This is a genomic window from Collinsella sp. AM09-41, from assembly GCF_003473245.1.
In the GTDB taxonomy this organism is placed as follows: domain Bacteria; phylum Actinomycetota; class Coriobacteriia; order Coriobacteriales; family Coriobacteriaceae; genus Collinsella.
Genome location: NZ_QRMJ01000001.1, coordinates 604,228 through 624,315 on the forward strand (window position 1 = coordinate 604,228; position 20,088 = coordinate 624,315).

The following is a 20,088-nucleotide window of genomic DNA, read 5'->3' on the forward strand; positions in this document are numbered from 1 at the left end:
TTAGGGCTTGTGGCCAAAAAAGGGCAAATATGAGTACTGTTACCTTTTTAGTAGCAGCGATTCTTGGTCGAAATCGGCAAAACTCGACTTGAAACTTCCTAATCACCGTCAGCTAGCGCCAAATTGGAATTCGATGGTCACTCATTAACGTACAGTTCTTATAACTTTGTTCATTATTTTCCGCACCTAAAATGATACGCCGTTTGTGACAGTACTCACAAACGGCGTTTTTTGACCACTGGCGTGTCTGGCAGGCGGCAAGCACCGCCCGAATCCGCATTTTGAACGCGCCCGAATCGGTTCTGGAGCCGGTTTTCGCGCTCTTACTCGTCTTTGGGCGAGAGATGCTTGCAGACCACGCTCATGTAGATCATGCCGAGCACGGCTGCGGTGACCGAACCGGCGAGAATAGCGGCCTTGGCTGCAAGAACCTCAAACTGGGCCGTCGGGAAGGCAAGGCCGCTGATGAGAATCGACATGGTAAAGCCGATACCGCCCAGAATGCCCACGCCGGCAATCATGTGCCAGTTGACATTGTGCGGCAGCTCGCAGGCCTTAAGCTTAACCAGGGCAAACGTCATACCAAAGATGCCGATCGGCTTGCCCAGCAGCATGCCAAAGTACACGCCGAGCGTCACCGGGTCGGTGAGCAGCGTGCTCATGTCCACGCCCACTAAGCGAACCTGAGCGTTTACGAACGCAAAGATCGGCAGGATCACAAAGTTGACCGGCGTGGAGATCAGACGCTCCATGCGGATAAGCGGCGGGGTCACGCGGTGCATGACGCGCTCGACCTTGGTTGTCGAGACGGTAAAGTCATGCTGGCCCAGGATGTGTGCCTCATCATCGTAGCGGTCATCGAGCAGCGGCAGGCACTCGCCCAGCCAATCGGTGAGGCTATCGAGCTTGACGCCACACTTGGCCGGGATGGTAAAGGCCAAGATGACGCCAGCAAGCGTGGCATGTACGCCGCTCTTGAACATGCAGAACCACAGCAGCAGCCCCAGTACCGAATACGGGGCAAGGCGGTAATGCTGCGTCTTGTTGAGCCACACGAGCGCGCAGGTCACAAGCGCGGCGGCGCCCAACCAAAACGGATTGGGGCTCTGACCGTAGAAGATGGCGATGGCGGCGATGGAGATGAGGTCGTCGGCGATGGCGAGCGTCGAGAAGAACACGCGCACGCCGTTGGGCACGCGATTGCCCAAAAGCGACAGCACGCCCAGCGCGAAGGCAATATCGGTTGCCATGGGGATGGCCCAACCGTTGCGGGCGCCGGCATGGTTAAAGATCAGGTAGATGCAGGCGGGAACGACGACGCCGCCCACGGCCGCCAGCATGGGAAGCATGGCCTGACGCGGATTCTTGAGCTCGCCGACCGTCATTTCGTACTTAAGCTCAATGCCCACCAACAAAAAGAAAATCGCCATGAGGAAGTCGTTGACGAAAAGCTCAACGGTGAGGCCAGCCGTCAAATGCCCCAGACCCACATACAGCGGGGTCTCCAAAAAGTGATGGATGGCCTCGTAGGCATCGGTATTGGCGCAAATGACGGCGGCGATGGCGGCGATGACCATAACCGCGGCGGAAATCGTGCCGTTCTCGGCGATGCGCTCCCAGATGTCGTGACGTTCAAAGCGCTTGCGTTCACGAACGTTGAACAGCTGCTCGGGTGCTGCCATGGGCGGCTCCTTTCACGGGAAAGCTCCCGTCTTAAAAAAGCACGGCCCGCCCAAGTGGCGGCGCCGCGCTCTAACGTATTACGCTTGCATCTAGCCTACCCTGCGCGACAAGCACGCAGGCGTGGCCGAAAAGCGGAACCACAGGTTGAACATTATTTGCTCAACGGCACGGGCACGCCTGTCCGGGAGACGACGCGGCGCCGTGCACAAAAAACGACCGGAGCGCGGGGCGTCCGCGATCCGGTCGTGGCGTTCGGTCAACTAAACCTAGCAGGCGGCCATGATGGGGGCAGCGACCTGCTTCTTACGGGAGAGGACGCCCGGCATCCAGACGCCGTCGTACTCATCGGCAATGCCCAGGCCCTTCTGAGCAGCCTCGGTCTCGCCCTCGAGCAGGACCTGCGAGCCCTCCTCCATGATGTCGGTGATGCACAGGACAATGCCGTCGGCGCCCTTCTCGGCGGCGTAGGCGCGCATGGCCTCGCGGATCTCGTCGATCATGCCGAGTGCGCGGCTCTTGTCGACGGTCTCGTACTGGCCAATGAGCAGCTTCTTGCCAGCGGGCTCGAACATCTTGATGTCGTTGCCGACCATCTCGGCTGCAGTGAAGGAGCCGGACGGACGGGTGAGGAAGACCTCCATGCCAAACTTGACCGGGTCGACGCCCACCTGCTCGCCGAGCTTGGCGGCGACGGCGCGGTCGACATCGGTGGTGGTGGGGCTCTTGAGCATGAGCGTGTCGGTCATCATGGCCGAGAGCAGCAGCTTGGCCTGTACGTCGGAAAGCTCAACGCCGAGCACGCCGGCGAGCTTGGTGACGATGGTGCAGCTGGAGCCCCAGGGCAGGCAGATGTAATGCAGCGGGCCGGCGGTCTCGAAGTCGCCGATGCGGTGATGGTCGACGACGCCAAAGACCGTGGCGTCCTTAAGGCCCGCGACGGACTGGGCGGACTCGTTGTGGTCGGTGAGGACGACAAGCTGACCGGCCTCGACGGACTCAATCACGCGGGGCTCGGCAATGCCGGCGTCGGCGAGCAGCTTGGCGGACTCTGCCGGAAGCTGACCAAGGGCGCAGGCCTCGTAGGTGTTGCCGGCATACTCAACCTGGTTGAGCAGCTGGGACAGGACGACGGCGCTCATGATGGCGTCGTTATCGGGGTTCTGGTGACCAAAGACAAGAACGTTTGCCATGGATATCCTCCACTTGATATGTGTACTTGGACGTAGCTATGGTAGCACGCCGATGCCGAGCCTTCGCAGACGGAAGGGCCACGGCATATTTTGGGGCGCAGGCACGGGGGCCAAGGCTGTCCCTTTTGCACCATGTTGGTGCAAAGTAACCTGTCCCCCTTGCACCAGCTATTTGCCGGCGGCGCGCAGGGCTACGTAGGCGGCACCGATGATGCCGGCGTCGTTTCCGAGCGAAGCGACCTTAATGGGCGTCTCGCGCGAGGCGGAAAGCGCGTACTGCTTAAAGTGCTCGCGAACCTTGTCGAGGTAGACATCGGCCGAGGCGGAGGCGCCGCCGCCGATGAGGAACATCTCGGGATCAACCACGTTGGCAATAAGCGCCAGTGCGCGGCCGAGATAGTCGGCCATGGTATCGGCCGCGGCCAGCGCGAGCTTGTCGCCCTCGCGGCAGGCCTGGAACACGTCCTTGGAATCGGAGGGGCCGGTCAGCTCGATGGGCTCGACGCCCGCCTTTTCGCACTCGGCAAGGTAGTTGCTCACCACGCCGGTGGCGCTGGAATACTGCTCCAGATGGCCATGGCCGCCGCAGCCGCAGGTGCGTTCCTCAGCCGGGTTCAGGCACATGTGGCCAATCTCGCCGCCGGCACCCACAACGCCCGACACCACGTCGCCGTTAACGATAACGCCGCCGCCCACGCCGGTACCGATGGTGACCATCACGACGTTCTGCACGCCCTTGGCAGAGCCGAGCCAGGCCTCGCCCATGGCAGCGGCGTTGGCATCGTTCTCGTACTTAACGACCGCGTCGGGGCAGTGCTCCTGGATGGCGATCTTAAGCTCGGGCAGGTTAATGGCAATGTTGGCCTTGACCTTGGCATCGCCCGACGCCGGGATAGGGCACGGAACAGCCAGGCCAATGCCCGCCACAAAGGCACGCGGAATCTGCGCCTTGGCAACCACCTGGTCGATAGCCTCGGTCACCGCGGCAAAGCCCGCAGCGTCAACGATGGGAGGCGTAGGCACGCTGGCCTTGGCAAGCAGGTTACCGTCTTCGTCGAACAGGCCCTCCTTAACCGAAGTGCCGCCGACGTCAATGCCGATATAGTACTGCTTAGGTTCCATGGGAGCCCACCTTTCTCGTTTAAACATTGCCTGTATGGTACCGCTCCCAAGGCAAAAACCTACCAAAAAGGGACAGGTTTGTTTGGTAGGTTTTATCTGGGGAAACACGCGGTACCAGCCAACAGGCCGCGTAAACCTTTGCCAAAAACAACGAGCGCCGAGAGGCGGAGGCTCCCGGCGCCCGTGAAAGGGACTGTATTGTCTGTTGGACTGCACGGTCCATCGCGGCGATAACGCCGACTAGGCCTGAAGCGCCTGCAGCTGCTTGTGGATCTCGATGAGCTCCGTCGCCATGACGCGCATGGTCTCGGTGCCGGCCATCTGGTCCTCGGCATGCAGCAGAATCAACGGGGCCTCGCCGTTACGCTCGCCGTTGGCCTCCTTTTTAAGGAGCCCCATATGGACATCGTGGCCACCGTTATAGGCCTCGTCGCCCTGCTTGATAAGCTCCTCGGCAGCGTCAAAATCGCCCTCCTTGGCCTTTTGCACGGCATTGATGTACATACTCTTGGCGGTACCGACGTAGCTGATGATCTCGAAGCAGGTCATCTGCAACTCGTTCATATCCTCCATATGCTGCACCTAGCCCATCACGCTGACGCAGTGGTCGATGATGCCGGCAGCGTTCATGCGGCCGTAGTCGACCATGTTGATGACCTCGACCGGGAAGCGGCCAGCGGCCTCCTTCTCAAAATCGCCCTTGGTGTAGCCGATCTGCGGGCCAAGCAGCAACATGTCGCACTCGTCCAGGTGATCGTGGGCCTCGTTCATGGGGCGAGCCTCGATCTCAATTTCCAAGCCACGGTTCGCGACCTCGGCCTGCATCTTCTGGACCAGCAGGCTCGTGGACATACCGGCATTGCAGCAGAGCATGATCTTCTTCATGGTTTCCTCCTTATAACTGCGCGGCGCGCAGACGACGACTGGTTTCACTCTTTGCGGCTATTGTTCCCACCCCCCTGCATCTTTACGCAAGGGAGAGAGCTGCGGGCACCGGCACCGCGTACCGGCGCCCGCAAAGGTGAAAGGGACGAACGTTAGGCGTTCTACTCGGCGAGAGCCTCCTGCTTGGCGATTGCCTTCTCGGAAATCTTCATAAAGGGCAGGTAGACGGCCATGCCAATGACAATCTCGAGAGCCTGCCACACGCCGGCGCGCCAGTCAAAGCCCGTAGCGAGCAGGGCATTGATGACGGGAGGCATAGTCCAGGGCACCTGGGCGATGCAGGGGCTGATGATGCCTGCGCAGGTAAGGCCATAGGTGATGCCGATGAACAGATCGGGAAGGAGGACAAACGGAATCATGAGCGGCAGGTTGTACACGATGGGGTAACCGTAGATAACCGGTTCGTTGATGTTGAACAGACCAGGCAGGATAGCCATCTTGGAAACGGTCTCGGAAGCCTTGTTCTTGGAGAACAGGAGCGTGTCGAGCAGAAGCATGAGGGTGCAGCCCGAGCCGCCGATGAGGGCGAAGCTGTTAACGATCTGCATGTTCATGTAGTGATCGGGCTGGATGGTGCCACCGGCGGCAAAGGTAGCCATGTTGTCGACGATGAGCATGGTCAGGATCGGCTCGACGGTAGCGCCAGAGATGGTGGACTGGTGAATACCAACGCAGAACAGCAGGTTAGCAAGGGTGTAGATGAGGATAACAGCCCACGGACCGGCGTTCATGATGCTCTTGAGCGGGTTGGAGATGCACGTGGAGATGATGTCGCACAGATCGGTGCCGGCGCACACGGCGAGCAGGGCTGCGGCAAGAGCGAAGATTGCGAGGTTGAGCAGCATCGGGATCATGACGTTGAAGGAGTTGGAGACCGCGGGAGGCACACCCTCGCCCAGCTTAACCTTGAGCTTCTCGACGCCAGAAATCTTGATGAAGAGCGAGACGGAAAGCAGGGCGATGATAATAGCCGAGAACAGACCGTTGGTGCCGGTGTTGGCAGTCGAAAGGGCGCCCGTGACCTCGGCGGAGGTGATCTTGTCGGTGAGCAGCGGGCTCGTGGCGGCAAGCGTGGCGGTGATCTGCTGCGGCATCATGATGACGAAAGCAGAGATGGCGACGACCACGCAAGCGAGCGGGTTATCGAAACGCTTGTTCTTAGCGAGGCTGTAGCCAATCAATCCGGCCAAGATAATGGCAGAGACGTTGAGGGTGCCCAGCGTAATTGCCGAACCCCACGTCTGAAGATTGGCAAGGCCCGCCGCATCGAGCGGGAACAGAGGGAACACGACGTTGTTAATAAGAACCGCGATACCCGCAAGGATATAGAGCGGCGTGATGGTCGCGAAGGCGTCACGCAGGGAACGCAGGTGAACCTGGTTTCCCACCTTCGCAGAGACCTCGGCAAACTTGTCGAGGAAGCTCTTTCCGTTGTCACTGGCCATGATTGCTCCTAACTTTCAAATCCGGCCTTTTCCTATACGCACGGTGGCCTGTCGCCCTCTGCCACCAGATGTGCCATGTGTTGCGCGCGGCGGCGCACGGTCTGGGCGTTCGCCCGGTCGCTAGTCAACCACGTGGGTCGTGGCGACCTGCTTGAGCCAAGCTGCCGACTTCTTAAGGCGGCGCTTGTAGCCGTCCATAAGGTCGACCTCGACAAAACCGTAACGGTTCTTAAAGGCATTTGCCCAAGACCAGTTATCGATGACGGCCCAATAATGGTATCCGCGGCACTTGGCGCCCTCGGCGATTGCCTTGGCAACCCACTCCAGGTGCTGGCGCACAAAGTCGACGCGGTAGTCATCCTGGATGGTTCCTTCGGCGTCACGGTTCTTGTATTCGTCCATGATGCCGATGCCGTTCTCGGAAACGAACCACTCAAGATCGGGGTAGTTCTTGGCGCAGTCCATGCCAAAGTCGTAGAGGCCCTGCGGGTAGATCTCCCAGCCGCGGCTCTCGTTCATAACGGCGTCGGGCCACACATACTCGTCGGCAAAGTGCGGCAGGCCGTACTGGTCGATCTTGCTCGCCGGCGCCTGAACGCGCGTGGGGTGGTAGTAGTTGCAGCCGAGCCAGTCGACAACACCCTGCTTGAGGATCTCTTGGTCGCCGGCACGGAACGGGAGCTTAACGCCGCCCTCGGCCAGGCTGTCGAGCACGTCGGCGGGAAGCTCACCCTTGGTAATAAGGTCGAGCCACCAGCGATTGCTGATACCGCTGGTCATACGCACGGCCTCAAGGTCTGCCTCGCTGGAGTTCTGCTTGGTGTAGACCGGGGTAAAGCAGTTGATCATGCCGATCTTGGCATCGGCGCGAATAACGCCCTCGTCATAGGCGCGACGATAGTTGGCCACGGCCAGCGCATGTGCCAGCGAGATGTGATACTGCACGGTGCGGGCGCGGCTAAAGTCGTGGAGCTGCGGGAACCACACGCCCTCCTGATAGCGCTGTTCGGGCTCGACGATGGGCTCGTTAAAGGTGAACCAGTACTTAATCTCCTGGCCAAACTCGTGGAAGGCGACGTCGGCGTAATGCGCGTAAGCCTCGACGACCTCACGGCTCTCCCAGCCGCCGCGGTTAAAGAGGTAGGTGGGCATGTCAAAGTGGTACAAGTTGACAAACGGCTCCAGGCCGGCCTCGCGAGAGGCGCGGAACAGCTCGTGATACCACGCGGCGCCCTCCTCGTTAAGGTTGCCGTCGGCATCGAGCAGACGGCTCCACTGGATGGAAGTGCGATAGGTATCCAGGCCCAAGTCCTTCAGAATGCGAAAGTCTTCCTGGTACTTGGTCATAAAGTCGTTACCGGCATAAGAGCCAACGCAGTTGTAGAACGAACCCAGATCCTGGATGGACCAGGTGTCCCACAGGTTCTCGAGCTTGCCGCCCTGGTTCCACTGACCCTCAGTCTGCGGGCCGGACATAGCGGCGCCAAAGAAGAAGTCGCTGGGCAGCTGATACTGAGCCATCAAAGTCCTCGCTTTCGTGTCTTAGAGCTTCCGGTTGGAGACGGGTTTGCTCTGGCAGGTTATCCGGCGCGGGCGCGCACCGGTCATACCGATATCCAACCCGCCAAAACAAAACCGTCCTCAAACAGTACAAGGAAACGCCAATGCATCTCGCTTGTTGTCTATAACCATAGCGCTCTAATTTTCTATGTAAAGCGTCTTTTTCATTTTTCTTTATCGAACTTCTTTCATGAAAGCCATATGGATGCTTTTTAAGTAGGTATACTTTCTAAATATCGACGCAAATATGAAGGGAGGATTGCATGATTCCCAAATACGAGGCGATAGCTGCAGATATCCGTCGAAGCATCGAGGACGGCGCACTTAAACCGGGCGATAAGTTGCCCACCGTCGTTGAGTTCTGTGAGCTCTATGGCGTTTCCAAAATCACCGTCAAACGAGCGATTGAGCAGATCACCGAGGAAGGCCTTATTACCAGCCGGCGCGGATCGGGCACCTACGTCAAGGACACGGCGGGGCTTCCCGGCCAGGTGTTTTTTCAAGGCAAGAACGACCGTGCCCAGGGCTTTTCGTATGAGCACCGCGGGGAAAAGGTGACCTCGGTGGTCTACGATTTCTCGATCGTCAATCCACCGGCAGAGGTTGCGACCCAGCTGGGAATGGCCGAGGATGACTTCGCCTATCACATCGTGCGCGTGCGCCAGGTCGACGAGAAGCCCATCGTCATCGAGTACACCTATATGCCGCTCGAACTGATCCCGGGCCTTAAAAAGAAGGACCTGTACGGATCGGTCTACGGCTTTATCCGCGAGCAATGCGGGCTGAAGATTTCGAGCTTCCATCGCACCATTCGCGCTGTCGCGGCAACTGAGGAAGAGGCTGAGCGCCTGGATACCAAACCCGGCTCTCCCCTGCTCGAACTCAACCAGATTGGCTTCTTGGATAGCGGCACCGCGTTTGAATATTCTATCTCGCACAACGTAGGCGACCGCTTTGAGCTGCACAACGTAACGCTGGCATAAGTTTTTGTAGTCATACGGGCGCTCACTATGGCTCGTTTGGAGTGGGCGGCCGCGCAACACAATGGGGGTATGAACATGTCCGATTTGATTAAACTGACGCCGATCTTCCACGAAAAAATCTGGGGAGGCCGCCAGCTCGAAACCGTATTTGGTTACGACATTCCCGAGGGCCCCATCGGTGAGTGCTGGGCCATCTCGGCCCACCCCAACGGCGACTGCCAGATTGCGGAGGGCCCGTATGCCGGCCACACGCTGTCGTGGCTGTGGTCCGAGCACCGTGAGCTCTTTGGCAACTGCGAGAGCAAGGAGTTCCCGCTGCTCATTAAGATTCTGGACGCCAAGGACGACCTTTCGATCCAGATTCATCCCAACGACGAGTACGCCGCCGAGCACGAAAACGGCAGCCTGGGCAAAACCGAGTGCTGGTACGTGCTGGATTGCGAGCCCGGCGCCACAATCATCGTCGGACAGCGCGCGCATGACCGCGCCGAGGCCGCACAGATGATCGAGGACGGCCGCTGGGATGACATGCTCAACGTGCTGCCAATCCACAAGGGCGACTTTTTCCAGATTGACTCCGGTACTGTGCACGCCATCAAGACCGGCACGCTCATTTTGGAGACGCAGCAGTCGAGCGATGTGACCTATCGCCTGTACGACTACGACCGCCCCGGCACCGACGGCAAGCTGCGCCCGCTGCACATTGAGCAGAGCCTCGACTGCATCGATTTTAATGTCCAGGCTCCGACCGACGGCACCGTGACCGCGCCCGAGGTCGACGGCGTGACCGAGCTCGAGTCCAACCCCTGCTACACCGTCGATCGCGTGCGCGTCAACGGCAGCAAGACCCTCGACCAGCACTGGCCCTTCATGTGTCTGTCGGTCATCGACGGCGAAGGCACCGTCTGCGGCGAGGCAGTCCACAAGGGAAGCCACCTGCTGGCCCCCAGCACCGTCACCTCCATCGACCTCGAAGGCAAAATGGAACTGATCATCTCGCACCTGTAAGCCACCACAACAACCCAAACGCAACAAGGGGCTCCCCCGTCCACATACGGGAGAGCCCCTTGCCTCATTTCATAAACATTTTAGTAACTAATTGAAATGATGCTGAGCAGCATAAAACGTTCAATCATCAAAGGCCAAAGCACAAGGGGCCCCTCGTTCATGTGCGGGAGAGCCCCTACTCATATCCATATATCAGCCCACCCGGCTCTCCAGACCAAAAAGCGAACAGGCAGAGCGACGCTCGCAAGCAACGCTACCCAAGGCCCCGGACAGGCGGCAAGGACAACGTCGATCGCGAGTTCCGCACGCAAAGGAGGCCACTTAATGTGGCCTCCGTCTTGCGCAGGACTGTCCGAGCAGGCGACGTTGTCCTTGGCGCCTGTCCGGGGCCGCCGGGATTACGACAGCTTGACAATCGGTGCAAAGCCCTTCATGAGCTTTTTGGTCTGGCCGGTCTTTTCGAATTGAACCTCGATCATGTCTCCGGCGACCGAGATCACGGTACCGGTGCCAAAGGTCTTGTGGCTCACGGTATCGCCCGCGGCAAAGTCCTGCGACGCGCTGGCGCGATCGACCTTGCGCTCCACCGTCGGCGACACCTTGGACGACGGCTTTTTAGCTCGCGGCGCGCCCGAACCAAAGGTCGAGGCAACACGGCCGGCGTCGGGCGAAACCCCGCGATGGCGCTCGGTGCCATAGGTGCTGCCACCAAAGAAATCGTCGAAGCTCGATCCGCCGCGCGAACCGGAACCGCCGGTCGAGCGCGTATGCGAACCGAACACCTTGCCGCCATACATATCCGAGCCCATGCCCGAGCCAAAGGTGCCGTGACGGTCGCCGCGCTTCTCCCAGCCCGTGCCCTCAAAACCGGCAGAACCGATACCGCTAAACTCGATATCCTCAAACGGAATCTCGTTGAGGAAGCGAGAGCGCGGGTTGGCAGAGGTCGAGCCGTAGGTGCGACGCGTGGCCGCATAGGTCAGGAACAGGCGCTTACGGGCACGCGTGATGGCAACGTAGGCCAGGCGCCGCTCCTCCTCGAGCTTGCCCGGGTCATCGCTGCCGCCAAAGTCGTGCACGTGCGGGAAGATACCCTCCTCCATGCCGGCCACGAACACCGCCGGGAACTCCAGGCCCTTGGCGGAGTGGATGGTCATCATGGTAATGGCATGCGTCTCGCCGGCCAGGGAATCCAAGTCGGAGCGCAGGGCCAGCCACTCCATGAGCGCCGGCAACGCCTTGCAAGTGAGCGGGCCATAGGTGCGCTCGATCTCGTCGGCATGTACAGCACCCGCCGGCAGCTCCGTCGGTGCGGCATAGGCGTTGCCCGCGATGGCGGCGGCCAAGGCATCCTGCGGCGAGAACGCCGGGGCGGCTAGGCTATCGAGCGGATTGGAGCCCGCGGCGTCACGAGCGCCGACAAGTGCCTCAAACGAGGATGCCGGAGCGGACGGCCCCGGCTCGGGCGCGGGCGCACTCACCACGACGGGCTCGGGCTCGGCACTGACAGGCACATCGGCAACACCGGCTGCACGCAGCTCTTCCAAGCTCTCGAGCGTGCCCTCGATATCCTCGTGCGTCTCCTCAAATTCGGCAGCGACGCCCAGGAATTCCTGGATGTTCTCGGCGCGGCTCTCGGACTCCATGGTGCCCTCGGCGCGGAACGCCTGCAGCAGGCCCGTCTTGTCGACAATCATCTCGACGACATCCTTGAGCTCGCCGTCCATGCGACGGCCCTCGCGCACCAGCGCCACAAAACTCGACAGGCCGTTGCGCACCTTGGCACTAAACATGCCCGTCTCGGCTGTTGCGATCTCGCAGGCCTGGAAGAACGAGCAACGGTTGTCGCGCGCCAGCTGCTCAATCTTTTGGATCGAAGTGGAGCCGATGCCGCGGCGCGGCGTGTTGATGACGCGCTTGACGCTCATCTCGTCGGCCGGGTTCACGATCATCTTGAGGTAGGCCATGACATCGCGGATCTCGGCGCGGTCGAAGAATCGCGTGCCGCCGACGATCTTGTAGGGCACGCCCGCGCGCAGGAACATATCTTCGAGGATACGCGACTGGGCGTTGGTGCGGTAGAACACGGCGATATCGTCGTAGCTCGTACCCTTGGCATGCAGCTTCTCGATCTCGCCGGCAATCCAGCGACCCTCGTCGCGCTCGTCGCTTGCCTGGAAAGCCTGAATCTTCTCGCCATCGCCCTCGGCCGTAAACAGGCGCTTGTCCTTGCGCTGCGAGTTGTGGCGAACAACGGCATTGGCGGCGCTCAGGATATGGCCCGTAGAGCGATAGTTCTGCTCCAGCTTGACGGTCTTGCAGTTTTTAAAGTCCTGCTCAAAGTCCAGGATGTTGGTGATGTCGGCGCCACGCCAGCTATAAATGGACTGGTCGTCGTCGCCCACGACCATAAGGTTTTGGTACTTGGCGGCCAGCAGGTTGGCGATCTCGTACTGGACGTGGTTGGTGTCCTGATACTCGTCGACGCTAATGTAGCGGAAGCGCTCTTGATACTTGTCGAGCACCTCGGGGCGGGTGCGCAGCAGCTCGAGCGTGCGCACAAGCAGGTCGTCGAAGTCCATCGCGTTGGCGGCGCGCAGGCGGCGCTCCAGCTCCAAGTAGACCTGCGCGGCCTTTTTGTCATTGGGGCTGTCAGCGGATTTGAGCATGTCCTCGGGCCCGATCATGGCGTTTTTGGCCGAGCTGATCTTGCTGCGGATCATGTTGATGGGGAACTGCTTTTGCTCAATGCCGAGCGCCTGCATAATGTCGCGCACCATGCGCTTTGAGTCGTCGTCATCGTAGATGGTGAACTGACCGGTATAGCCCAGCAGGTCGGCGTCCTCGCGCAGCATGCGCACGCACATGGCATGGAAGGTGCACACCCACATGCCACGAGTGCCGCTTGGGATGAGTGCCGCCAGACGCTCGCGCATCTCGGCAGCGGCCTTGTTGGTAAACGTGATGGCAAGAACCTGCCAAGGCTTAACGCCCAGGTCGCCGAGCATATGAGCGATGCGGAAGGTCAGGACGCGGGTCTTGCCCGAGCCAGCACCGGCAAGGACCAGCAGCGGGCCCTCGGTGGTCAGGACCGCCTCGCGCTGGGCGGGGTTAAGGCTATCGATATCGACGAGCGGCTTGGCAGGTTTGGGCGCCGGAGCCGGGGCGTCGTAGATGTCGAGCGGAACGAGCTCGGGCTCCGGCGCAGCGGGGGCGGTGTATGCATCGAGCGGCACGGGTTCCGGCGCAGGCGGCACGGGTACCGCGGCGTTCTTTTCCCAGGGCAAGGGCTGGGTCATGGGCGACTCCTCATCTGACGGACGGCGCGCCTGCGGGCAGCGCCATAGTTTGAGCCGTACCAGTATACCGAGCCGCGCGGACACCGACGCAAATCACACCACGACTCCGTGCGCCACCGTCAGGCCCGCCCCAGCGGATTTGGCGCAATGGGGTCAGGTTACTTTGCACCAATCTATTGACAATCACGAAACCGCCGATGTCATGGCAGCAGCAGCGAGCGACGGTCAGGGCGAACAAATTGGCATGAAAAGGGGGCGGCATAGACCTTTTGGTCATGCCACCCTCTTTGAATGACAAGCTGTCGCTCTGGCCGCCGCGCAGCGTCGACTAAGTTAAAGGCCGAGCATCGGCTCCAGAACGAAGAAGTATGCGAGCACTACGATGCCCAGGATGATGCGGTAAACACCGAAGCACTTAAAGTCGTGACGGCGGACGAAGCCCATGAGCCACTTGATGGCGATGAGCGAAACCACAAAGGCAACAACGCAGCCCACGCCCAAGATGGCGATCTCGTTGGTGCCGAACGTGCCGCCCTTGATGAAGTACTTGACCAGCTTGAGCGCACTCGCGCCAAACATGACAGGGATGGCTAGGAAGAACGTGAACTTAGACGCCACCGAGCGCGTGCAGCCCAAAAGCAGGCCGCCGATGATGGTAGAACCGGAGCGAGACGTACCGGGCACCAGCGAAAGCACCTGGAAGCAGCCGATACCCAGCGCAGTCTTCCAGCTGAGGTCCTCGAGCGTGGCGATGGAGCCAAAGTCCAGGTTCTCGTCATCGTCCTCATCCTCAGCGGTAGCCGTGGCGGGCGCCGCAAAGTGCGCACCGGCGGGACGTCCACCCGACACCACAGCACGCGAACCAAACGAACCGGCAACGGCCATTTCCTCGCGCTTGTTTGCGCGCCAGTTCTCGATCACGATAAACAGCACGCCGTACACAATGAGCGCCAGCGCCACGACGGGAGCGTTGTAGAAATGCTCCTCCATCCAGTCGTTGAGCGGCAGGCCGATCGCCGCCGCAGGAATGCAACCGAGCACAATCTTGCCCCACAGCACCCAGGTGTCGCGACGGCCCTCCTTGCCCTTGCTGGGCGAGAACGGGTTGAGCTCGTGGAAAAACAGCACGCAGACGGCCAGAATGGCGCCGAGCTGAATCACGACCAGGAACATATTCCAGAACGTCTCGCTCACGTTCATCTTGACGAACTCGTCCACCAAGATCATGTGACCCGTCGACGAAACGGGCAGCCATTCGGTGATGCCCTCGACCAGGCCCATGAAGGCAGATTTTAGAAGCTCGATAATATCCAAAGGGACCCCCTCGTTAGACACCCGCCGGTAGATGTTCTGCGGACGATGCGGGCGATGTCCCATTATCAACCGTTGGCGGTGCGACCGCGCCTACCCTTACCAAAAAACTCGCCCGTTCACAGAATTGCGAGCAGTTAAACCGAAATCCTTGGGTATAACTGCAACAAGATAAAGTGTCCGGCGGTCAACGCACCCGCGCCCGCCCGACGCACGAGCCCCGCGCCCGTGCGATAGACCAAGGAGGAAACCATGAACGAGGGCTACACCAAGGTATTTGTTTCACTCGACGGTACTGAGCAGCAGGATTTTGTGCTCGCACGCGCCATCAAGGTCGCCGCGAACAACGGCGCCAAGCTGATTATCGGCCACGTTATCGATTCCACGGCACTCGAGAGCGCCGGCTCCTATCCGGTCGACCTGGTCAACGGCCTAGAGGAGGCATTTAAGAACTCCATCGCCAAGCAGCTCGAAGAGGCCAAGGCCAATCCCGACATTCCCGAGGTCGAGGTCATGATTCGCGCCGGCCGCATTCGCGAGACGCTCAAGGACGAGATGCTCGACGTGGTTAAGCCCGACCTGGTGCTCTGCGGCGCCCGCGGCCTGTCCTCGATCAAGTATGCGCTGCTGGGTTCAATTTCGACGTTCCTGCTGCGCAATACGGACTGCGACATTTTGGTTGTGAAGTAGCGTTGCTCCCACCGGCCGCGGGGCCTGCGGGGTTTCCACGGGCACGTCCTCGCCGCGTTGCGGCTGCGGGATATGCCCTTAGGAAACCCCTCCCGGCCCCGCGGCCTTCGCAGCCTTACTTCAGCGAGTTGGCTGATAAAAGATGGCGTGCCGCCCCGTTTGGGGTGGCACGTTTTGTTTGGGCGGACGTCTGCCGCGTGCGTTACTCGAAATATTGGAACTTATTCGTTGAAAACGCGAATGTTACGACGAAGCCTTCGCCGGAGTCGGATGCCGCGGTGACATCGATACCCATCTTGGAGCACAGACGCGCAACCAGGTAGAGGCCGATGCCCGTTGCGCGCTTGGTGGTGCGGCCGTTGTCGCCGGTAAAACCTTTCTCGAACACGCGCGGCAGGTCGGCCGCGCTCACGCCGCAGCCGTTGTCCGCGACGGTAAGCTCGATGCGTTCGCTCGCCAGGCCCTCGTCCAGCAACGCGCCCGAAAACACGATCTTTGCGCCGTCCTCGCGCGCATATTTGATGCTGTTCTGAATAAGCTGGCCTAGAATAAACTCGAGCCACTTCTCGTCGGTAAAGACCTCAAAGTCGAGGTTCTCGCACACCGGAGCCACGTGCGCCGCGATAAGCTCGCGCGCGTTGGCTTTAATCGCGCCCGTCACCAAGGTCTTGAGATTCCAGCGACGAATCAGGTAGTCGCGCTCCACGACTTCCGAGCGCGCGTAGTACAGTGCCTGGTCGATATAGCGCTCCACGCGAGCCAGCTCGCGACCCAGGTCATCCACACGCGACAGGTCGTCTTCGCTGCCATCCAGGTTTTCCAAAATCAGATGGGCCGCCGCCAGGGGCAGCTTGGCCTCGTGGACCCAGCTCTCGATATAGTCGCGATAGTCATCGGTCTGACGCCGGCCTTCGGCAACCTCGTCGCATGCCGCCTTGCCCACCCGGCGCAGGACCTCGTACTCGAGCTCGCCCTCGACATAGGTCGGGCATTGCACCATCTCCTGCACCCATGCGGGACTCTCGAGCTCCTCAGCCGCACGCTCCAGCTGGCGCAGAAAACGACGACGGCGCGCGTACTCGATCACGATGCCGAGCATACCAAAGATAAAGGACACGCCGACCGCCACGACCACGATAGAAACGGGTGCGCCGGCGACCGTCAGCACAAAGCAGCTCAGCAGCACGCCGCACGCCCACACGGCGACGGGAAGCAGCGCGTCTTTAAAGAACTTGGCAAACGACATGACCAGCCCCTAGACCGAATAGCCCTGGCCGCGATGCGTGGTCAAATACCCCTTGATGCCGATTTTTTCGAGCGTGGTGCGCAGACGGTTGATGTTGACGGTGAGCGTATTGTCGTCCACAAAGGCGTCGGAGTCCCACAGGTCCTGCATGATGGCCGAGCGCGAAACGATCTTGCCCGCGCGGCTCAGAAGCAGCGAGAGGATACGCAGCTCGTTTTTGGTGAGCTCGGTGCTGGTGCCCGTTTGCGTGTTGGTGACCATGGAGCGTGCGAGGTCGAGCTCCAGTCCCTTGTGGACGAGCGTGCTGCGCTCGCCCGCCGCCGCGGTGCGACGCAGCAAGGCATTGATGCGCGCCACGAGCACACGGGCGCTATAGGGCTTGGGAACAAAGTCGTCCGCGCCGAGCGTCATGGCCATGACCTCGTCGATCTCGGTCGTGCGCGACGTGAGGACGATGATGGGGACCTCGGATTCGCGGCGAACCTCGTGGCAGATATGCTGGCCGTCCTTGACGGGAAGCGTGAGGTCGAGCAGCACCAGATCGGGCGCGGCGGCGAGAATATCGCGCGAGACATGCTCGAACGATTCGCAGGCCTCGATTTCAAACCCGGCGCGGGCAAGGATGTCGATAAGCTCACGACGAATGGGCTCGTCGTCCTCAACGATATAAATCAGCGCCATGGATTCCGCTCCCCTCTTGGTTGTCTTGCCACCATTATGGCTGCGAAACTGCAGGTGCGCGCCACGCACGTCGCCAAGGTGACAGAACTGTTCGCGAGCGGGGGCGTTTTGTCCGCCTCGCACTCGCAGCGGTGGCGGGAACCAAAATGATTCTTTAATCCCCGTCCCAGAATAATCATTTAGCGGCGGGCGCGAAGCTTTTCGTAGCCGTCGGCGAAGAAGGCGACCGTCGCGGCATCAGACTCGGCGGCGTCGGCGTCGGTGGCAGGCACCACGCCGTGCTCGTCGCTTACCAGGAACAAGGCGCCCTTGAGCTGTGCGGGAATGTCTACGCGCGTGACCGGGATGCCCTTGGTCTGGGCCAGCTGCTCGATGAGCGTCGCCGTGCCGCACAGGAACTCGTCCGCCGGCGCCACAAAGGCGAGCTCGCCGTTGTTGACGGCGGCGAGCAGCTCGGGCGCCACACCAGTTTCGTCAGCCTCGGAGCGGGCCTCGGCAGAGCGGGCACGCAGCGCCTTGGCCGACGTATCGGCGAGCGGCTCGTACTCCCCCACCGTCATGGCGGCGTTGCCGTTGATGTCGATCACCAGCATGAGCACGCCGTCGCGTGCGGTGTAGTCGCCTTCGGCAAGCGACCACTCAACGTGCTGTTTGGCCCAGCTGAGCATGTTATGGGTAAGCGGCTCGCCCTGCACCAGGCGCTCGGATAGCGCGCGAATGTGGCGGTTGAGCATGGGCACCTTTTTGTTGGACATGCGCCAACGGCAGACAAGCGCGGGCTTGTCGAGCGTGAACTTCTCGACCGCCTCCTGATTGGCGCAAAAGTCCTCGTACGCACGCTGGTCCTCGGCATTGCCAAACAGCTCGGCATCATCAATCTGGGGCATGGTCATACCTTTCGTGTTAGTCATTCCGTCCTCTTATACCAAAAAGACGGCCCTCCAAACGGAGCGACCGTCTTTTGCAGAGATTATTTTGACGATATGGTCAGGCGACCGATCAACTTAATGGGATAGAACAACATCCCATTAAGGGTTTTCCAAGTGCCCGAGATTGCCCCGAAAGAGGAGCGCCGCGTACTAAATGTACGCAAGCGACGGTTTGAGGGGCAAGGTCGGGTGCTTGGGAAAGCCCTAGTGCCTAAAATGCCTGGCACCCGTGAAGACCATCGCAATACCATGCTCGTTGCAGGCCTGGATGCTCTCGTCGTCGCGCTTGGAGCCGCCGGGCTGGATGATGCAGGTCACGCCGTGTGCAGCAAGCACGTCGACGTTGTCGCGGAACGGGAAGAACGCGTCGCTTGCACAGGCAAAGCCGCCCTTCTCCACGCCCTCGCGCTCGCAGAAGTCCTCGGCGCGCTCGCAGGCAAGCAGCGCAGAGTCAACGCGGTTAGGCTGACCCGGGCCCATGCCAATGCCGGCCTTACCCTTGGAGACCAGGATGGCGTTGGACTTAACGCCCTTGCAGACCTTCCAGGCAAACTCGAGCTCGGCCATCTCGGCGTCGGTGGGCTTGCGGTCGGTGGGGAACGTAAAGGTCGCGGGGTCCTCGGTCACGTGGTCGACCTCCTGCACCAGCATGCCGCCGTCGATGGAGCGCAGCTCCACCTGGGCGCCGTGGTCCACGCCGCCGGTAGCCAGCACGCGCAGGTTGGGGCGCTTGGCCATGCGCTCGAGCGCCTCGGCAGTGTAGCTCGGGGCGATGATGACCTCGACGAACTGCTTGTTCTGATCGGCAAAGTGCTCGACCAGCTCATAGGGAACCTCGCGGTTGCAGGCGATGATGCCGCCGAAGGCGCTCTTGGGATCGCAGGCGAAGGCGCGGTCGTAGGCAGCCGTGATGTCCTCGGCAACGGCAGAACCGCAGGGGTTCTGGTGCTTGAGGATCACGCAGGCCGGCTCGTCGAACTCGCGGACCAGGTTCCAAGCGGCATCGGCATCCAGATAGTTGTTGTAGCTGAGCGGCTTGCCCTGGATCTGCTCGGAGCCAACGAGCGGGAACTGCGAGCTCGCGGTGTTCTCGCAGCCCTCGGCAAAGCGGTAGACCGTAGCCTTCTGCTGAGGATTCTCGCCATAGCGCAGGTCGTCGACCTTCTCCAGCGAGATCTCGAGCTTGGCAGAAGTGTCCGCCACGTCGCTTGCCTGGGCGGCAAGCCAACGGGAGATGGCCGTGTCGTAGGCGGCGGTGGTCTGGTAGACCTTCACCTGCAGGCGACGACGGGTGGAAAGCGTGGTGCAGCCACCGGTCTCGCGCATCTCGGCCAGGACGGCATCATAGTCGGCCGGGTCGGAGATGACGGTAACGCTCGCGGCGTTCTTGGCGGCAGAGCGCAGCATGGAGGGACCACCGATGTCGATGTGCTCGATGGCATCCGCGAAGGTGACCTCGGGGTTAGCGACGGTCTTCTCGAACTCGTACAGGTTGACGACGACCAGGTCGATCAGCTTAATGCCGTGCTGAGCGGCCTCCTGCATGTGCTGCTCGGAATCGCGGCGGGCCAGCAGCGCGCCGTGGACCTTGGGGTGCAGCGTCTTGACGCGGCCGTCCATCATCTCGGGATAGCCCGTGAACTCCTCGATGGGGGTTACGGGAACGCCCGCGTCCTCGATGGCACGAGCCGTGCCGCCCGTAGAGATGATCTCGACGCCAAAGTCGTCAACCAGCGTCCGTGCGAAATCGACGACGCCCGTCTTATCGGTAACCGAGATCAACGCGCGTGCGATCTTCACATCAGATCCCATGCAGTCCTCCTGTCTGGTACGCCGCCGTGCTCTGTGAGTCGGTGATACGTCGATCTGCAGCGCTCGCGCAGCGGCATTGAAAATACTGATTCAATGTAGCGCATCGAGCGCATCGATGCACCCCGCAACGCACGGCTGTGCAGAAAAAGTTTGCGAGCGGAGGGGATGGACACGGCATCGGGCA

At 60.8% G+C, this 20,088-nt stretch carries 16 protein-coding genes; 3 read left to right on the plus strand and 13 right to left on the minus strand.

All coding sequences use genetic code 11. The features are described from left to right. Positions 1-323 precede the first annotated feature (323 nt). The 7 genes from nhaA to DW112_RS02750 all read right to left on the minus strand — a co-directional run bounded on the left by nhaA (position 324) and on the right by DW112_RS02750 (position 7,906). Positions 324-1,682 carry a Na+/H+ antiporter NhaA gene (nhaA, locus tag DW112_RS02720; RefSeq protein WP_118066280.1) on the minus strand — a complete coding sequence of 453 codons (1,359 nt, stop codon included), beginning with the start codon at positions 1,680-1,682 and terminating at the stop codon, positions 324-326. 267 nt (positions 1,683-1,949) lie between these two features. Then, on the minus strand, positions 1,950-2,873 hold the full coding sequence (locus DW112_RS02725) for a manganese-dependent inorganic pyrophosphatase (protein ID WP_118066282.1): 924 nt from the start codon (positions 2,871-2,873) through the stop codon (positions 1,950-1,952). A 168-nt stretch (positions 2,874-3,041) separates the two neighbouring features. Continuing rightward, complete coding sequence (locus DW112_RS02730) at positions 3,042-3,995, minus strand: ROK family protein (RefSeq protein ID WP_233545844.1); 954 nt, start codon at positions 3,993-3,995, stop codon at positions 3,042-3,044. A 240-nt stretch (positions 3,996-4,235) separates the two neighbouring features. Continuing rightward, entirely contained in the window at positions 4,236-4,559 is a 324-nt protein-coding gene (locus tag DW112_RS02735; RefSeq protein ID WP_117637130.1) for a PTS lactose/cellobiose transporter subunit IIA, read from the minus strand. 18 nt (positions 4,560-4,577) lie between these two features. After that, on the minus strand, positions 4,578-4,880 hold the full coding sequence (locus DW112_RS02740) for a PTS sugar transporter subunit IIB (protein WP_118271091.1): 303 nt from the start codon (positions 4,878-4,880) through the stop codon (positions 4,578-4,580). 161 nt (positions 4,881-5,041) lie between these two features. Beyond that, the gene (locus DW112_RS02745; protein ID WP_118328267.1) at positions 5,042-6,385 is read right to left on the minus strand and encodes a PTS sugar transporter subunit IIC; all 1,344 of its coding nucleotides are present in this window, start codon (positions 6,383-6,385) and stop codon (positions 5,042-5,044) included. Positions 6,386-6,505: 120 nt separating this feature from the next. After that, positions 6,506-7,906, minus strand: a complete 1,401-nt coding sequence (locus DW112_RS02750; RefSeq protein ID WP_118328268.1) for a glycoside hydrolase family 1 protein — start codon at positions 7,904-7,906, stop codon at positions 6,506-6,508. Between the two features lie 302 nt (positions 7,907-8,208). Between DW112_RS02750 and DW112_RS02755 the strand changes: the two genes are divergently transcribed. Both DW112_RS02755 and DW112_RS02760 read left to right on the plus strand, forming a co-directional pair. Continuing rightward, positions 8,209-8,928, plus strand: a complete 720-nt coding sequence (locus tag DW112_RS02755) for a GntR family transcriptional regulator (RefSeq protein ID WP_117637077.1) — start codon at positions 8,209-8,211, stop codon at positions 8,926-8,928. Between the two features lie 75 nt (positions 8,929-9,003). Next, positions 9,004-9,936 carry a type I phosphomannose isomerase catalytic subunit gene (locus tag DW112_RS02760; RefSeq protein ID WP_369834907.1) on the plus strand — a complete coding sequence of 311 codons (933 nt, stop codon included), beginning with the start codon at positions 9,004-9,006 and terminating at the stop codon, positions 9,934-9,936. 398 nt (positions 9,937-10,334) lie between these two features. On the opposite strand, the gene DW112_RS02765 is transcribed toward DW112_RS02760, so the two are convergent. Continuing rightward, positions 10,335-13,235, minus strand: coding sequence for an ATP-dependent helicase (locus DW112_RS02765; RefSeq protein WP_118328270.1), 2,901 nt, complete (start codon positions 13,233-13,235; stop codon positions 10,335-10,337). A 333-nt stretch (positions 13,236-13,568) separates the two neighbouring features. Beyond that, complete coding sequence (locus tag DW112_RS02770) at positions 13,569-14,549, minus strand: undecaprenyl-diphosphate phosphatase (RefSeq protein ID WP_117799806.1); 981 nt, start codon at positions 14,547-14,549, stop codon at positions 13,569-13,571. A gap of 249 nt (positions 14,550-14,798) precedes the next feature. Here DW112_RS02770 and DW112_RS02775 point away from each other — a divergent pair, with 249 nt between their 5' ends. Next, positions 14,799-15,236 carry a universal stress protein gene (locus DW112_RS02775; protein ID WP_006235921.1) on the plus strand — a complete coding sequence of 146 codons (438 nt, stop codon included), beginning with the start codon at positions 14,799-14,801 and terminating at the stop codon, positions 15,234-15,236. A gap of 202 nt (positions 15,237-15,438) precedes the next feature. On the opposite strand, the gene DW112_RS02780 is transcribed toward DW112_RS02775, so the two are convergent. The 4 genes from DW112_RS02780 to purH all read right to left on the minus strand — a co-directional run bounded on the left by DW112_RS02780 (position 15,439) and on the right by purH (position 19,904). Continuing rightward, a complete protein-coding gene (locus DW112_RS02780) occupies positions 15,439-16,482 on the minus strand; it encodes a sensor histidine kinase (RefSeq protein WP_118328271.1) in 1,044 nt (347 codons plus the stop codon). Between the two features lie 9 nt (positions 16,483-16,491). Beyond that, the gene (locus DW112_RS02785; RefSeq protein ID WP_118328272.1) at positions 16,492-17,163 is read right to left on the minus strand and encodes a response regulator transcription factor; all 672 of its coding nucleotides are present in this window, start codon (positions 17,161-17,163) and stop codon (positions 16,492-16,494) included. Positions 17,164-17,342: 179 nt separating this feature from the next. Then, positions 17,343-18,074 (minus strand): hypothetical protein, encoded by a 732-nt coding sequence (locus DW112_RS02790; RefSeq protein WP_118328273.1) that lies wholly within the window; start codon positions 18,072-18,074, stop codon positions 17,343-17,345. 222 nt (positions 18,075-18,296) lie between these two features. Continuing rightward, positions 18,297-19,904, minus strand: a complete 1,608-nt coding sequence (gene purH, locus DW112_RS02795; RefSeq protein ID WP_117654896.1) for a bifunctional phosphoribosylaminoimidazolecarboxamide formyltransferase/IMP cyclohydrolase — start codon at positions 19,902-19,904, stop codon at positions 18,297-18,299. Positions 19,905-20,088: the final 184 nt, after the last annotated feature.